The sequence below is a fragment of the Acidimicrobiales bacterium genome (assembly GCA_035531755.1).
In the GTDB taxonomy this organism is placed as follows: domain Bacteria; phylum Actinomycetota; class Acidimicrobiia; order Acidimicrobiales; family UBA8190; genus DATKSK01.
In genome coordinates this window covers 54,627-69,724 of the sequence record DATKSK010000007.1, presented here as the reverse complement: position 1 = coordinate 69,724, position 15,098 = coordinate 54,627, and the positions used below count along the sequence as shown (strand labels likewise).

At 73.8% G+C, this 15,098-nt stretch carries 15 protein-coding genes; 6 read left to right on the top strand and 9 right to left on the bottom strand.

Translation table 11 applies throughout. The features are described 5' to 3' along the window. Positions 1 to 6 precede the first annotated feature (6 nt). From pgl to VMV22_01740, 8 genes are all read right to left on the bottom strand, one after another. Entirely contained in the window at positions 7 to 795 is a 789-nt protein-coding gene (gene pgl, locus VMV22_01775; protein ID HUY21048.1) for a 6-phosphogluconolactonase, read from the bottom strand. After that, positions 780 to 2,339, bottom strand: coding sequence for a glucose-6-phosphate dehydrogenase (gene zwf / locus VMV22_01770; GenBank protein ID HUY21047.1), 1,560 nt, complete (start codon positions 2,337 to 2,339; stop codon positions 780 to 782). The genes pgl and zwf overlap by 16 nt, the downstream gene beginning before the upstream one ends. Beyond that, positions 2,336 to 3,289 (bottom strand): decarboxylating 6-phosphogluconate dehydrogenase, encoded by a 954-nt coding sequence (gnd, locus tag VMV22_01765; GenBank protein ID HUY21046.1) that lies wholly within the window; start codon positions 3,287 to 3,289, stop codon positions 2,336 to 2,338. The genes zwf and gnd overlap by 4 nt, the downstream gene beginning before the upstream one ends. Positions 3,290 to 3,356: 67 nt before the next feature. Then, positions 3,357 to 4,748, bottom strand: a complete 1,392-nt coding sequence (locus VMV22_01760) for a hypothetical protein (protein ID HUY21045.1) — start codon at positions 4,746 to 4,748, stop codon at positions 3,357 to 3,359. A gap of 9 nt (positions 4,749 to 4,757) precedes the next feature. Next, positions 4,758 to 5,888, bottom strand: coding sequence for a transaldolase (tal, locus tag VMV22_01755; GenBank protein HUY21044.1), 1,131 nt, complete (start codon positions 5,886 to 5,888; stop codon positions 4,758 to 4,760). 63 nt (positions 5,889 to 5,951) lie between these two features. Next, a complete protein-coding gene (gene tkt, locus VMV22_01750) occupies positions 5,952 to 7,955 on the bottom strand; it encodes a transketolase (GenBank protein ID HUY21043.1) in 2,004 nt (667 codons plus the stop codon). A 132-nt stretch (positions 7,956 to 8,087) separates the two neighbouring features. Beyond that, complete coding sequence (locus VMV22_01745; protein ID HUY21042.1) at positions 8,088 to 9,272, bottom strand: FIST N-terminal domain-containing protein; 1,185 nt, start codon at positions 9,270 to 9,272, stop codon at positions 8,088 to 8,090. A gap of 30 nt (positions 9,273 to 9,302) precedes the next feature. Next, complete coding sequence (locus tag VMV22_01740; protein HUY21041.1) at positions 9,303 to 10,469, bottom strand: amidohydrolase family protein; 1,167 nt, start codon at positions 10,467 to 10,469, stop codon at positions 9,303 to 9,305. A 25-nt stretch (positions 10,470 to 10,494) separates the two neighbouring features. On the opposite strand from VMV22_01740, the gene VMV22_01735 reads away from it, so the two are divergent. The 5 genes from VMV22_01735 to VMV22_01715 all read left to right on the top strand — a co-directional run bounded on the left by VMV22_01735 (position 10,495) and on the right by VMV22_01715 (position 12,668). Then, positions 10,495 to 10,899 (top strand): PaaI family thioesterase, encoded by a 405-nt coding sequence (locus VMV22_01735; protein HUY21040.1) that lies wholly within the window; start codon positions 10,495 to 10,497, stop codon positions 10,897 to 10,899. A gap of 127 nt (positions 10,900 to 11,026) precedes the next feature. Next, positions 11,027 to 11,398: a hypothetical protein gene (locus VMV22_01730; protein ID HUY21039.1), complete on the top strand. Its 372-nt coding sequence runs from the start codon at positions 11,027 to 11,029 to the stop codon at positions 11,396 to 11,398. Positions 11,399 to 11,400: 2 nt separating this feature from the next. After that, entirely contained in the window at positions 11,401 to 11,610 is a 210-nt protein-coding gene (locus VMV22_01725) for a hypothetical protein (GenBank protein ID HUY21038.1), read from the top strand. A 9-nt stretch (positions 11,611 to 11,619) separates the two neighbouring features. Next, positions 11,620 to 11,838 carry a hypothetical protein gene (locus VMV22_01720; protein HUY21037.1) on the top strand — a complete coding sequence of 73 codons (219 nt, stop codon included), beginning with the start codon at positions 11,620 to 11,622 and terminating at the stop codon, positions 11,836 to 11,838. Beyond that, positions 11,835 to 12,668, top strand: a complete 834-nt coding sequence (locus tag VMV22_01715; protein HUY21036.1) for a tRNA (adenine-N1)-methyltransferase — start codon at positions 11,835 to 11,837, stop codon at positions 12,666 to 12,668. Before VMV22_01720 ends, VMV22_01715 begins: the two co-directional genes overlap by 4 nt. A 37-nt stretch (positions 12,669 to 12,705) precedes the next feature. Here VMV22_01715 and VMV22_01710 read toward each other — a convergent pair whose 3' ends face one another. Next, positions 12,706 to 12,942: a ferredoxin gene (locus tag VMV22_01710; protein ID HUY21035.1), complete on the bottom strand. Its 237-nt coding sequence runs from the start codon at positions 12,940 to 12,942 to the stop codon at positions 12,706 to 12,708. 278 nt (positions 12,943 to 13,220) lie between these two features. Between VMV22_01710 and arc the strand changes: the two genes are divergently transcribed. Continuing rightward, entirely contained in the window at positions 13,221 to 14,990 is a 1,770-nt protein-coding gene (arc, locus tag VMV22_01705) for a proteasome ATPase (protein HUY21034.1), read from the top strand. Positions 14,991 to 15,098: the final 108 nt, after the last annotated feature.

The following is a 15,098-nucleotide window of genomic DNA, read 5'->3' as shown; positions in this document are numbered from 1 at the left end:
GTCACCTTAGCGGCCACTGCCCGGCGCACTGCCCGGCGCACCAGATGGCGAGCCGGCTGGTGCGCCGGCCGGCCCGGTGGCGGCGCGGTCGACGATCCAGTGCACCGCCGGGGCGCGCACCCGGGCCGCGGGGAGGTCCGCGCCGGCGCAGAGCGCGGTGAAGGCCTCGCGTTTGGACTCGCCCGACACGGTGAACACGACCAGGCGGGCCCGGGCGACGGCGGCCAGCGTGAGGGTCATGCGGTCGTGCGGGTTGCGCTCCTGGGGATCGGTGGATCGAACGACGAGCCGCTCCGTGGGCGCATCGAGCGCGGCCGATCCCGGGAACAGCGACGCCGTGTGGCCGTCGGGGCCCAGGCCCAGGTGCACCAGGTCGAGATCGCCCGCCGCGGCGATGACGTGCTCGTAGACCTCGGGCCCCTCGGCGCACGACATCGGCCGGAACGATCCGACGCCACCGACGGCGTCGACGAGGGCTTCGCGCACCAGGCGCTGGTTGGCGTCGGGGTCGTCGGGCGGGACGCAGCGCTCGTCTCCCATGAGGACGTCCACCGCCGACCAGTCGATCGCGACCCCGCCGGCCGGCCCGACCGCCGCCAGGCGCTCGTAGCAGCGTCGGGCCGTGGGGCCGCCCGACAGCACCAGGCGAAAGCGCGGTCCGGGACGGTCCCCGTAGGCGCGCACCACGGTGGCGGCGAAGGCGCCGGCCACGGCGTCGAGGTCGTCCACGATCTCGACGGCCCCCGGCACCCCGCCTGGCATCCCGCCCGCCGCCGGGCTCACGGCTGGTGCCACTGGCGCAGCTCGCGCGCCAGGAGCAGGTCGGCCTCCTTCGGGCCCCACGTGCCGGCCGGGTACTGCGACAGCGGCACCCCGTCCTGGCTCCAGGCCTCCAGGAAGGGGTCGCAGATCTGCCAGGCGCGCTCCACCTCGTCGGTGCGGATGAACAGGGTGGCGTCGCCGATCATGACGTCGTGCAGGAGGCGCTCGTAGCCGCCGCCGGTCGTGCCGGGGAAGGCCTCCGCGTAGCTGAAGTCCATTGCGACGGACCGCAGGCGGAACTCCTCGCCCGGGACCTTGGCCCCGAACAGCAGGCAGATCCCTTCGTCGGGCTGGATGCGCAGCTGGAGCAGGTTGGGCCGCAGGTCTCGGGTGAGCCGGCCACCGAAGGCGAGGTGGGGGACCCGGTGGAATTGGAGGACGACCTCGGTGGCGCGCGTGCGGAGCCGCTTGCCCGTGCGGATGAAGACGGGGACGCCCGCCCAGCGCCAGTTGTCCACGGCGAGACGCATGGCCACGAAGGTCTCGGTCCGGCTCCGGGCGTCGACGCCCTCCTCCTCGCGGTACCCGGGCACGGGCTCGCCGTCCACGGTGCCGGCGGTGTACTGCCCGCGCACCGAGTTGATGACCGCCTCGTTGACGTCGGGGACCATCACGGCCCGCAGGAGCTTCACCTTCTCGTCGCGGATGCCCAGCGCGTCGACGGTGGCGGGCGGCTCCATGAGGGTGAGGGCGAGCACCTGCATCACGTGGTTCTGGACGATGTCCCGCAGGGCCCCGGCGGTCTCGTAGAAGCCGCCGCGGTGCTCCACGCCCAGCTCCTCGGCCACCGTGATCTGGATGTGGTCGACGTAGCGCCGGTTCCAGATGGGCTCGAAGATGGCATTGCCGAAGCGCAGCGCCAGGACGTTCTGCACCGTCTCCTTGCCGAGGTAGTGGTCGATGCGAAAGATCTGGTTCTCGTCGAACGCGGCGTGCAGGTCGTGGTCGAGGGTGCCCGCGCTGGCGAGGTCGCGCCCGAAGGGCTTCTCGACCACGATCCGGGCGAAGGACCCGCCCGGGCCGGGAACGTTGCACTCGTGCTCGGCCAGGGCGCGGGCCACGGCCCCGAACATCGACGGGATGGTGGCGAGGTAGTAGACGCGGTTGCCGGCGGTGCCCATGGTGGCGTCGGCTTCCGCCAGCACCTCCTTCAGGCGGTCGAAGGTCGGCTTCTCGGCGTACTCGCCCGCCACGTAACGAAAACGCGTGACGGCCTGGTGCCACGTCGGCCCGGCGAACGGGGCGGCGTCGAGGGCCGCCTGGCGGAACTGCGTGTCGCTCCACGCGGTGCGGGCCACGCCGATGACGGTGAACCCGTCGGGCAGCGCGCCGTGCTCGGCCAGGGCGGCGATGGCGGGCAGGAGCTTGCGCGACGCCAGGTCGCCCGAGGCGCCGAACACCACGAGCGCCAGCGGCGGTGGTGTCCCCACGGCGTCGAGCTCGTGGACGGACTCGGTGGCGGGCTCCTCGGCGTCGATGTCGACGCCCTCGATGACGGCGGTGCCGTCGGGGGTCACGTGCCCGCCTCTCCGGCCGGCCCGTCCCCGGCCGGCCCGTCCCCGGCCGGCCCGGTGACCACGGCGTGGCCGCCGAACTGGTTGCGCAGCGCGGCGATCAGGCGATCCGCGTAGGACTCCCGGTCGCGTGAGGCGAAGCGCTGGTAGAGCGAGGCCGTGATGACCGGTGCCGGCACGGCGCGGTCGATGGCTTCCTGGACCGTCCACCGGCCCTCGCCGGAGTCGGCGATGACCGCCTCGATGCGCTCGAAGCCGGCCCCCGGCGCCAGGGCCCGCTCGGCCAGCTCGAGGAGCCACGAGCGCACCACCGACCCGTACCGCCAGATCGAGGCGATCTGGTGCAGGTCGAGAGAGAACTCGTCCGCCTTCTGCATGATCTCGAAGCCCTCGCCGTAGGCCTGCATGAGGCCGTACTCGATGCCGTTGTGCACCATCTTCACGAAGTGCCCGGCGCCCACGGGGCCCACGTGGGCGTAGCCGCCCACGGGGGCGAGGGCCAGGAACACCGGCTCGCACGTGGCCACCACGGCGGGGTCGCCCCCCACCATGAGGCAGTACCCGTTGGCGAGTCCCCACACGCCGCCCGAGGTGCCGGCGTCGACGAAGCCGATGCCCTTCTCGGCGAGCGAGGTCGCCGAGGGGGCGGCTTCCTTGTAGTTGGAGTTCCCCCCGTCGATCACGACGTCGCCGCGCTGCATGAGGCCCTTCAGCGTGTCGATGGTCGACGTCGTGGGCGGCCCGGCGGGGACCATCACCCACGCCACGCGCGGGGGGTCGAGCGCCCGCACCATCTCCTGCAGGGTGGCGGCGGTCTCGGCCCCGGTGGAGGCGGCGACCGCGGCGCGGGCCTGGTCCGAGAGGTCGAAGGCCACCACCTGGTGGCCCTTCTCGACGAGGCGCTGGGTCATGTTGGCCCCCATCTTCCCCAGCCCCACCATGCCGATCTTCATGGCCGATCCCTTTCGCTCGTGCCGGGGCGCGCTGCGCCGGACCGGCCGTCCGCCCGTCCCCGTCTGCTCAGCCGATGTCCTCGAGGCGGGACACGGCCACGCGCAGCACGCGCCGTTCGTGGGCCAGGAGGCTGCGGTGGTCGCCGATCGCCTGGGCGGCGATGAGCGTCCCGAAGTCGTACGCCGCGCCCGGGACCGCCACCGCCGGCATGGGGCGGGCGTCGACGATCTGCACCGCGACCACGCTGGCGGGGCCACCTTTGTGGAGCTGGCCCGTGGAGTGCAGGAAGCGCGGGCCGTAGCCGGCGGTGGTGGCGAGTCCCCCGAGGTGGTCGCGCACCGTGCGGCGCAGCGCCTCGAGCTCGGCGTCGTGGCCGAAGGGGAGGTAGGCCTGCAGCGAGACGTAGTCCCCGGGCCCCGCCGTGTCCGCCAGCCACTGCAGCACCTCGTCGGGCGGCGACGCCTCGACCTCGGGTAGGGGGAGGTGGGCGAGCACGTCGTTGGTGTTCTTCTTCGACTCTGCCACGTTGGGCTCGTCGAAGGGGTCGATGCCGAGCACGTGCCCGCACAGTGCGGTGGCCACCTCGAAGCGCAAGAACTGCTCGCCGAGGCCGGCGGGCCCCTGGGGGTGGAGCGGGACGACGTGGCGGTCGGGGCCGTCCTCGGGCTCGGTGGTGGGGACCGGGACGCATCCCGTGCCGTGCTTGCCCGTCGACTCGGCGATGAGCTGCTCCACCCAGAGGCCGAAGGACGCGTACTCGGGGGGGACCACGACGGTCACCTTGTCGCGCCCGGCCCGGGCGTCCTCGCCCATGGCCATGCCCAGCCCCACCGCCTCCTCGAGGTCGACGGCCAGGGCGCGCTCGCACAGCTCGGCCACGTCGTAGCCGATGAGCGCGGCCGGAACCATCCCGAAGTACGACAGCACGGAGTAGCGGCCGCCGATGTCGGGCGGGTTCTCGAAGCACCGGGCGAAGCCACGCTCGGCGCCCAGCACGGCGAGCGGCGTGCCGGGGTCGGTGACCGCCGCGTAGCGCGACGGGTCCGCCATCTGCGACCAGGCATGGGCGAGCAGGGCGTTGGGCTCGAGCGTGGTGCCCGACTTCGACGACACCACCACGAAGGCGTCGGTCAGGTCGAGCGATCCGACCGTCGCCGGGTGGGTGGTGTCGCACACCACCAGCCTTCGCCGCGAGGCGCCGGGACCGCCGGGCGTCCCCGTGGCGGTGAGGACAGCCTCCAGCACCGCCGGCCCGAGCGACGAGCCGCCCATGCCGAGCAGCACCACCGTCGACTGCTCGATGCCCGCCGCCCAGGCGGCGAGGTCGGCGGCCTCGGCGGCCATGCGTCGGGGCACGTCGAGCCAGCCCAGCCGGGTGGGCGCCACGTTGCCGTCGGGCCACAGGGAGAGGTCGCGCGCCAGCAGCCGCGGCGCCAGGGCCCGGGCGTCATCGACCACCGAGCGCCCTCAGCTGCCCGCCGACAGGGCGTTGGCCTTGTCGGACAGCGACTGCACGAGCTCGTCGAACGACTTGCTGAAGCTGGCCACGCCCTCGTCCTCGAGCGTCCGGGCCACGTCGGCCATGTCCACGCCGGCGTCCCCGATGCGCTCGAGGGCGCGCCGGGCGCCGTCGGGGTCGGCGTCGACGGTGCGCTTCGGCGTGCCGTGGTCGAGGAAGGCCGCGATCGTGTCGTCAGGCATGGTGTTGACGGTGTCGGGGCCGATGAGCGTGTCCACGTAGGCGAGGTCGGGGTAGGCGGGGTTCTTGGTGGAGGTGGACGCCCACAGGGGCCGCTGCACCATGGCGCCCCGTGCCGCCAGTGCCTCCCAGCGGGGACCGGCGAAGCGCTCCCGGAACAACGCATAGGCCCGCTGTGCCTGGGAGACCGCGGCGGTGCCCCGCAGGGCGAGGATCTCGTCGGCCCGGCCCGGTGCGGCCGCCGCGGCCAGGGCCTCGAGCCGGCGGTCCACCTCGGTGTCGACCCGGCTCACGAAGAACGAGGCCACGCTGTGCACCGTGGACAGGTCGGTCGAGCCGGCGGCCACGAGGTCCTCGAGCCCCCCGAGGTAGGCCTCGATCACCTCGCCGTAGCGTTCCAGGCTGAACAGCAGGGTGATGTTGATGTTGCGGCCCTCGCCGATCATGGCCCGGACGGCGGGCACGCCCTCGGTCGTGGCCGGGATCTTCACGAACAGGTTGGGCTCGGCCACGAGCTCGTGGAAGTGGCGCGCGTCGCGGATGGTGCCCTCGGTGTCGTGTGCCAGGGCCGGGGCCACCTCGAGCGATACGAACCCGTCGACGCCGTCGGAGGCGTCGTGCACCGGGCGCAGCACCGCCAGCGCGTCGCGGATGTCGGTGACGACGAGCTCCCAGTAGGCGGCCTCGACGGTGTGGCCCGCCAGGAGGTCGCGGAACTGCTCGTCGTAGTCGGAGCCGGCCTCGATGGCCTTGGCGAAGATCGTGGGGTTCGACGTCACGCCCCGGATGCCCTCACCCACCAATTCGGCCAGCCGCCCGCCGCGCAGGTAGTCGCGTCGCAGGTTGTCGAGCCATGGGCTCTGGCCCTGCTGCTCGTAGAGGTCGTGCAGCCTGGTCATGGTGCTCCCTTCCCACCGGGCGCGTCGCGCCGGAGCGCCCGGTCGTCGGTCGGTGTCAGCGGTTCATGCACCGTGGCTACGGGCGAGCAGGGCACGCGCCCGGGCGGCCACGTTCTGCGGCGTGTAGCCGAAGTTGGCCAGGACCTCGGCGCCGGGGGCCGACGCGCCGAAGTGGTCGATGGCGACGACGTCGTCGGCGTAGCGCTCCCAACCGAACGACACCGCCGCCTCGACGGCGAGACGGGGGAGCCCGCGCGGCAGCACCCCGTCGCGGTAGTCGGCGTCCTGCGCGGCGAACAGGTCCCACGAGGGAAGCGACACCACCCGGACCCGCACGGGCGGCCCGCCATCGCCCTCGGCACCCTTGCCGGCGAGCAGGAGCGCCGCGCCGACGCACACGGCGACCTCTGAGCCGGTGCCGATCAGCACGATGTCGGCGTCACCGGGCGTGTCGACGAGGACGTAGCCACCCCGCGCCACGCCGTCGACGGCCTCGGCGGTCCCCTCGAGCACGGGGACGGCCTGGCGCGACAGCACCAGGGCCGTGGGGCCCTCGCCGTCCACCGCCACGCGCCAGGCGTGGGCGCACTCGTTGGCGTCGGCGGGGCGGATCACGCGCAGGCCGGGCATGGCCCGCAGCGCGGCGAGGTGTTCGACGGGCTGGTGGGTGGGCCCGTCCTCGCCGAGACCGACCGAGTCATGGGTCCAGGAGTAGATGACGTGGGCCTCCGACAGGGCCGCCAGCCGCACCGAGGGCCGCATGTAGTCACTGAAGACGAAGAAGGTCCCGCCCACGGGCAGGACCCCGCCGTGGCGGGCCATGCCCGTCAGCGCCGCGCCCATGGCGTGCTCGCGGATGCCGTAGTGCACCTGCGCCCCACCCGGGTTCCCGGCCGACTGCTCGACCCCGTCCTTCAGCTTCATGCCGGTGTTGCCGGTGAGGTCGGCGGAGCCCGCCACGAGCCCCGGCACCACGTCGGCGGTGGCCGTGATGCACCGGTTCACCGCGACGCGCGTGGCCATGCTCGTCCCCGCCTCGAAGACGGGGAGCTTGTGGGCCCACCCGTCGAGCCCTCGGCCGCGCTGGCAGGCGTCCCAGGCCGCCTTGTCGCCGTCCCAGGCGTCGAAGCGTGCCTGCCACGCCCGGCGGAGGTCCTCGCCGCGCGCCAGGCAGCGGCGGTAGAGCCCGACGACCTCGTCGGGGACCCAGAACTGCTCGTCGGGGGGGAGGCCGAGGATCGCCTTGGTCTCCCGGATCTCTTCCTCGCCGAGCGGGCTGCCATGGGCGTCGGCGGTGTCGGTCTTGTGCGGCGAGGGCCATCCGATGTGGCTGCGCAGCGTGATGATGGAGGGCTTGTCGTCGACGGCCATGGCCCGCCGCAGCGCGGCCTCGAGCGCCTCGGTGTCGTTGGCGATCTCGCCCACGTTCTCGGCGTGCCACCCGTAGGCCTCGAAGCGCTCGACGACGTCGTCGTCGTAGGCGAGCTCGGTGGGGCCGTCGATGGTGATGTGATTGTCGTCGTAGACGTAGACGAGCCGGCCCAGGCCGAGGTGCCCCGCCAGTGACGCCGCCTCGTGGCTGATGCCCTCCATGAGATCGCCGTCGGAGCAGATGACGAAGGTGTGGTGGTCGACGACCTCGGGACCGAAGCGGGCGCGCAGCCACCGCTCGGCGATGCCCATGCCGACGCCGTTGCCCACGCCCTGCCCGAGCGGTCCGGTGGTGACCTCGACGCCCGAGGTCAGGTGTACCTCGGGGTGTCCCGGCGTCTTGCTGCCACACTGGCGGAACTGTCGGATGTCGTCGAGGGTGAGCCCGTACCCGGTGAGGTACAGCATGGAGTAGAGCAGGATCGAGGCGTGGCCGTTGGACAGGATGAAGCGGTCGCGGTCGGGCCACAGCGGTTCGGCGGGGTCGTGGCGCATGACGCGTGTGAACAGCACGTGGGCCAGTGGCGCCAGCGCCATGGCCGTGCCCGGGTGGCCGGAGTCGGCCTTCTGGGGAGCATCCATGGCGAGACCACGGATGACGTTGATCCCGAGCTGCTCGAGCGTCGCGTCGGTCACGGTGAGAACCTACCCGCTCCTCCGGTGATGCCGACGGTCATCGCCGCGCCGGCGGGGGGTGCCGCCGGCGGGCCCCCGGTCGGAATCCGTCGGGATCGGCAGGGGAGGGGGTCGGCGGGTGGCGGGCGGGCCCTACACGGGCGCCCCGGGGGGCGCGGGGGCGCCACCTGCGTCGCGCAGCAGCGCCACCGATGCCGTGAACCCGTGGAGGAAGTTCCGGCCTCCGACGGGCCCGAGCTCGCCGGCGGCGAAGAAGCCGGCCATGGGGACGGCCCCGAGATGCTCGGCCAGCACGCGCACGTCGTGATGTGGCTCGCCGAACAACCGGGTCCCCCTGCCGTTGCAGGTGAACACCAGGGCGGCGTCGGCGCGCCGGTCGGCCATGAGCGCATGGAGGTCCTCGTCGGCGCTGGCGGCGTCGCGCAGATGGAATTGCACGGTGGTGCCCACCGGCACGACGTCGGTGACGGCGATGGCCCCCGTCGACCGGTCGGCGCCGACGACGGTGCGCACGAGGAAGTCTCCCGGACCGAACTGCGCCTTGTGCTCGTCGATGACCCGACCGAGGTGCAGCCCGCCCATCTCGAGGAGGGCCACCTCCTCTTTGGACAGCGTGTCGTGGGCCTGGGCCACCAGCCGCTCCATGGCGGGCCGCCCGGCGAGCTCGGCGATGACGTTGCGCTCGGCGGCCGTCACGACGAGCGGGTGGCCGAAGGGCCGGCACCCCTGCGATACCACCGTCTGCACCGTCGCCCCGGGGCCGATCAACGCCCCCACCGCGCCGGCGGTGCGGACGCGGCCGCCCACGGCGATGCGGTTGCCGCCGGGGCCGCGTGCCGCCGAGGCCATGCCGCCCACCACGGGCAGCCCGGGATGGTGGGTGTCGGCCCACCGCAGGAAGGCCTCCGCCGGGAAGCTGTAGGGGTCGGCCACCAGCACGAGCGCCTGCGGCGCGAACGGGGTCTCGCCCGGCCAGCCGCGCAGCACCAGGCCGTCGTCGGGGCCGTCCGGCACGGCGTCGAGCACCACCGGCACCAGGGGCCCGGTGTGCCCGGCGAACAGGGTCACGGCGGCCCCCTGCTCCACCTCGCGATGCGGCCCCAGCACGGACTGGGCCGCGCCGCCCAGCGCCACCAGGGGATGCAGGACCTCCTCGACGGTGCGCATGGCGTCCTCGAGAGCGCCGGCGTGCGGTGGCGTGACGAAGAGCACGGCGAGGTCGGGGCGCTCGCCGATGCGCTCGAGCACCTCGCCGGCGACCTCCCCGACGGCGTGGGCCGTGAGCGGGTGCTCGCTCATGGCGGCCGCGAAGGGCATCGGTGCCGACCCTATCGTCGGTTCCGGCCGCTACCGCGGCGGCCAGGCCCGGACCCCGGCCACCCACACCGACGACACCGTCCAGGGCCCGACGTCCCCACCCCCGCCGTGTCCTCCACCTCCGGCGCGCCCCGGGGGGCCCGGCGCCAGCGCCACCAGGTCGGCTCGGCGGCCGGGGGCGATGACGCCGCGGTCGCCCAGCCCGAGCAGCCGGGCCGGCGTGGTGCTGGCCGAGGCCACCGCGTCGGCCAGGGTGGCGGCGCCGTGGTGCACGACGTTCGACACCGCCCGCGGCACGGTGAGGACCGATCCCGCCAGCCTCCCGTCGGGGAGGCGGGGCGGCTGTCCCGTCCCCGCGGTGGCGGCCACCGCATCGGTGACGAGGGCGACGCCGCCGGCCCCCTTGGCGGCGAACGCGGCCCGCACGAACACGGGGTGCGAGTGCACCAGATCGGCGATGAGCGACACGGTCAGCCGCTCGTCGGCGAGCGCGGCGCCGACGAGGCCCGGGGCGCGCGGGGTGGACGGGCCCATGGCGTTGCCGAGGTGCGTCACCAGGCGTGCCCCGGCGGCGGCGGCCTCGAGCGCCACCTCGGCGTCGCAGGCCGAGTGGCCCAGGGCCACCAGCACCCCCCGCGCGCTGAGCCGGGCGATGGCGGCGGCGGCGCCGGGGAGCTCGGGCGCCAGGGTGAGGACGCGCACCAGGCCTCCGAGGTGCTCGAGCCACGGCAGGTCCACGTCGCGCTGCACGCAGTCGGGGCGGTGGGCGCCGGGGAGCGCCAGGAAGGGTCCCTCCAGGTGCGCCCCGGCGATGTCGGGCCGTCGCGCCGCGGGGCGCCGCCGCGCCGCGGCCACCCGGGCCAGCGAGTCCTCGAGGGCGGCGCGCGGCGCCGAGGTGAGGGTGGGGCACCAGGTGGTGACCCCCTGGGCCAGCAGGGCGGCGTCGAGGGCGGCCCAGTCGGGGCCCGACGCCGTGGCCACGTCGACGGGGCCGATCCCGTTCACCTGGAGGTCGACGAAGCCCGGGGCGAGCACGACGTCGGGCACGGCGCCCCGGGCGGGACGGACGTCGGTGATGACGCCGCCCTCCACCACCACCTCGGCCCGGGCGAGCAGCCCGTCGGCCGCCACCACGCCCGCCGCTCCGACGACGGTGGTGCGGGCGCCGGGGGAGCGGTCGGTGCGAGGCGTGCCCACGGGACCCGTACGGTACCGTCTCGCCGTGGCCGATCCCCGGGTGCAGGTACCGCCCAATTGCGACCTGACGCTCGGCATGGTGTGCGTCGACAAGTCCGAGCCGGGGACGACGGTGTGGACGATGCCCGCCGACGAGCGGTTCGCCAACCCCGCCGGCGTGCTCCAGGGGGGATTCCTGGCGGCGTGCTGTGACTCGGCCATGGGCGCCGCCACCGTCACCTGGGCGAAGGGGCGCAAGGTCTACTCCGCCAACGCCGAGCTCAAAGTGAGCTTCCTCGCCCCCGTGCGCCCCGGGGGCACGCTGACGTGCACGTCGCGGGTGATCTCGGCAGGACGGCGCGTGGCCTTCGTGGAGGCCGAGCTGGCCGACGACGAGGGGCGGTTGGTCGCCAAGGCCAGCTCCACCTACCTCCTCACCCCCCGCGACTGAGCTGCGACGAAGCCGCCACGAGCGCGGCGACGGGACGCGACCGGGCGGCGGCGCCACGCGCCCCGGACGGGCGTGCTTGCCACACTTGTCCGGGCAGGGGAGGATGGACGCTCGCGAAGGAGGGTCGGTGCCGGGACGTCAAGATGGGCGGTCGGGGCGCGGCGGCGGGCTGACGGCCACGGGCGGGGACTTCGTCCAGCTCGTCATCGACTACGCCAAGCAGGAGACCCTCGGCCCCCTGAAGGGCCTGGGCCGCTTCCTCGCCTTCGGGATGGCCGGGTCGATCGCCCTGGCGGCCGGGTCGGTCCTGCTGGTGCTGGCGGCGCTGCGCGCCCTGCAGACCGAGACGGGGTCGACCTTCACCGGCAACCTCAGCTGGCTGCCGTACGTGATCACCGGCGCGCTGGCCACGGCCGTGCTGGGTCTGGCGGCGTGGAGGATCACCAAGGGCCCGGGGGCGAAGTCCGCCGGGAGCGACCGTACCGACGGGAGGCGCTGACCATGGCGACCACGGCGAGGATCACCCGCGACGACCTCGAGGCGAAGCTGCGCGACATGTCCGGCGGCATCGACGAGAAGGTCGAGGCGGCCCGGCCCAAGCTGGTCGGCGGCGCCGTGGCCGGGGTGGTGCTGGCGTTGCTGGTGGCGTACCTGCTCGGCCGACGCCGGGGGCGCTCGCGCTCGGCCGTCGTCGAGATCCGCAGGGTCTGAGCCCGCGCCGTGGACCGCGTGCTGCGCTTGCTCACGTCGCGCGCGGCGCGGCGCGGCATGGGGGGCGAGCCCGTGTGGCTGGCGGTGGCCGCGGCGGCGTGGTTGGTGCGCCGGGCGCGCAGCCGGCGCGACGAGGTGGTCTGGAGCGGGCGCGTCGAGCCGGGCCAGCGCCTCGTGGTGGCGGTGACGGAGCGGGGCTCGGGGTCCGCCGCCGCCGGCGGGGGGTGACGCCCGCCGCGGACGCCGCCCGGGGCCCCTTGTCGGCCGGCGAGCGCGTCCTGCTCGTCGACCCCAAGGAGCGCCGGTACCTCACGACGCTCACGCCCGGCGCCATGTTCCACACCCATTCGGGGATCGTCGCCCACGACGACGTGATCGGGCGCGCCGAGGGCTCGACGGTGGGGGCGACGACGGGGCGCCAGTTCGTGGTGGTGCGGCCGACGCTGGCCGACGTGGTGCTGAAGATGCCCCGCGGCGCGCAGGTCATCTACCCGAAGGACCTCGGCGCCATCCTCCTCGCCGCGGACATCGGGCCCGGCATGCGGGTCCTGGAGGCGGGCGTGGGGTCGGGCGCGTTGTCGATGACGTTGCTGCGCGCCGGCGCCGAGGTGACCGGGTACGAGGTCCGTGCCGATTTCGCCGCCGGGGCGCGCGCCAACGTGGCGTCCTGGTGCGGCGCGGACGCCCGCTACCGCGTGGAGGAGCGCGACGTCTACGAGGGGATCGAGGAGCGCGACCTCGACCGGGTCGTGCTCGACCTGCCCGAGCCGTGGCGCGTGCTGGGCCCCGCCACCGGGGCGCTTCGCCCCGGTGGGATCCTGCTCGCCTACCTGCCGTCGATCACGCAGGTGGCCACCCTGCGCGAGGCCATGGCGTCGAGCGCGTTCGGGATGGCCGAGACGTCGGAGGTGCTGCGCCGGACCTGGCACGTGGAGCAGCGCTCGGTGCGGCCCGACCACCGGATGGTGGCGCACACCGGGTTCCTCACGACGGCGAGGCTGCTGGTGCCCCCCGACGAGGCCCGAGCCGCCGGTGCCCGGCTCAGCCCGGCTCGATGAATGAGCCCGGCTCGATGAATCGGCCCGGCTCGATGAATCAGCCCGGCTCGATGAAGATGCACTCCCCGGGGCACTCCTCGGCGGCCTCGGTGACGGCGTCCTCGAGGTCCTCGGGCACGAGGGCCATCCCGGCCGACCCGCCCGGGTCGTTGCGGACCTGGTCGGCCTCCTTGACGTAGGCGAGCCCGTCGTCGAGCAGTGTGAACACGGCCGGCGCGATCTCCTCGCACAGCCCGTCGCCGGTGCACAGATCCTGGTCGATCCAGACCTTCATCGGCTCGCTCTCGCCCTCTCCTCGATCATGTGGAGCGCCGGCTCCGGACCGTAACGACGCCCTGTTCGGGATGTCAACTGGCCGCGTCCCCACTCGGATTCCGGGCGGGACGGACACCCACCGGCGGCGGGGACACGACCCGCTCCACCCGGGAAAACCAGTGTACCGGCGGGTGCGGGCGTACCCTGTCCACGAGGCGCCATCCGGGCCCCTGAGCGCGCCGTCGGGCGCCGGGGCCGGTGTATGGTCCCTCGAGGGCCCCGAAACACGCCCGGGAGGTGGTTCCAACGGCCGAGTCCGAGGAGGAACGACAGCTGGCGCTGCGCGAGGAGCTCGATCTCCTGCGCGAGCGCTCGCGTCAGGCCGAGGAAGAGGTCGGCATCCTGCGCCGTCGCCTGTCGGAGGGGCCGGGCCGGGTGCAGTCCCTCGAGGAGCGCCTCCTCGAGACCAAGGGGCAGCTGGCTCAGGCCGTCTCCCAGAACGAGAAGCTGACCTACACCCTGCAGCAGGCGAAGGAGCACATCGCCGCCCTGCGGGAGGAGGTCGACAAGCTCACCCAGCCCCCGAGCGCGTACGGGACGTTCCTCCACGCCAACGAGGACGCCACCGTGGACGTGTTCTCGTCGGGCCGCAAGATGCGGGTGGCCGTCCACCCGGAGATCGACCCCCACGACCTGCGCCGCGGGCAGGAGGTCGTGCTCAACGAGTCCCTCAACGTGATCCTGGCGCGCGAGGGCGAGGACTCGGGCGAGGTCGTCACCCTGAAGGAGGTCCTCGAGGACGGCCGGCGCGCCATCGTGTACGCCCGGGCCGACGAGGAGCGGGTGGTCGAGCTCTCCCACGACCTGCTGAGCGTGCACCTGCGCGCCGGCGACGCCGTGCTCATGGAGACGCGCTCGCAGCTGCTGGTGGAGAAGCTGCCGCGCCCCGAGGTCGAAGAGCTCGTGCTCGAGGAGGTCCCCGACGTCACCTACGGGGACGTCGGCGGCCTCGACACCCAGATCGAGGCCATCACCGACGCCGTCGAGCTGCCCTACCTGCACCGGGCGCTGTTCAACGAGTACAAGCTGCCGGCGCCCAAGGGCATCCTGCTCTACGGCCCCCCGGGCTGTGGCAAGACCCTCATCGCCAAGGCGGTCGCCAACTCGCTCGCCAAGAAGGTGGCCGAGGTCACCGGCAACGCCAACATCCGCAGCTACTTCCTCAACATCAAGGGCCCCGAGCTGCTCAACAAGTACGTGGGCGAGACCGAGCGCCAGATCCGGCTCGTGTTCCAGCGCGCCCGGGAGAAGGCCGAGGAGGGCGTCCCGGTCATCGTCTTCTTCGACGAGATGGACTCGCTGTTCCGCACCAGGGGGACGGGGATCAGCTCCGACATCGAGTCCACCATCGTCCCGCAGCTGCTGGCCGAGATCGACGGGGTGGAGACCCTGCGCGACGTCATCGTCATCGGCGCGTCCAACCGCGAGGACCTCATCGACCCGGCCATCCTGCGCCCGGGCCGGCTCGACGTGAAGATCAAGATCGAGCGCCCCGACGAGGAGGCCGCCACCCAGATCTTCGCCCGCTACCTGACGCCCGACCTGCCGCTCGACGGCGCCGAGGTCGACCGCCTGGGCGGGGGGGACCCGGCCAAGGCCGTGCAGGCGATGATCGAGGAGACCGTGTTGGAGATGTTCCGCGCCGACGACGAGAACAAATTCCTCGAGGTGACCTACCAGAACGGCGACAAGGAGATCCTCTACTTCCGCGACTTCGCGTCGGGGGCGATGATCGAGAACATCGTCCGCCGGGCGAAGAAGCTCGCCATCAAGCGGGCCATCGCGGGGGAGGGGAAGGGCGTGCGCACCTCCGACCTCCTGGAGTCGATCCGCCGGGAGTACAAGGAGAACGAGGACCTCCCCAACACCACCAACCCCGACGACTGGGCCCGGATCTCGGGGAAGAAGGGCGAGCGCATCGTGTACGTGCGCACCCTCCTGGCCGACACCGAGGAGACCCGCGGCGGTCGTTCCATCGAGCGGGTCGGCACCGGCCAGTACCTCTGACCCGCCGGAAACAGGCGTCCCGCGCCGTCCACCCGGCACCGTCCACCCACCCCGCCGGCCCCGGCGCCCCGCACGCCCGGTGGCGCAGCGGTGCCGCCGGGGAGCGTC

Coding starts and splice junctions, on each gene's coding strand:
- gnd (HUY21046.1), bottom strand. CDS start 3,289: ATGAAGATCGGCATGGTGGGGCTGGGGAAGATGGGGGCCAACATGACC.
- tal (HUY21044.1), bottom strand. CDS start 5,888: ATGACCAGGCTGCACGACCTCTACGAGCAGCAGGGCCAGAGCCCATGG.
- VMV22_01745 (HUY21042.1), bottom strand. CDS start 9,272: ATGCCCTTCGCGGCCGCCATGAGCGAGCACCCGCTCACGGCCCACGCC.
- VMV22_01725 (HUY21038.1), top strand. CDS start 11,401: ATGGCGACCACGGCGAGGATCACCCGCGACGACCTCGAGGCGAAGCTG.
- VMV22_01710 (HUY21035.1), bottom strand. CDS start 12,942: ATGAAGGTCTGGATCGACCAGGATCTGTGCACCGGCGACGGGCTGTGC.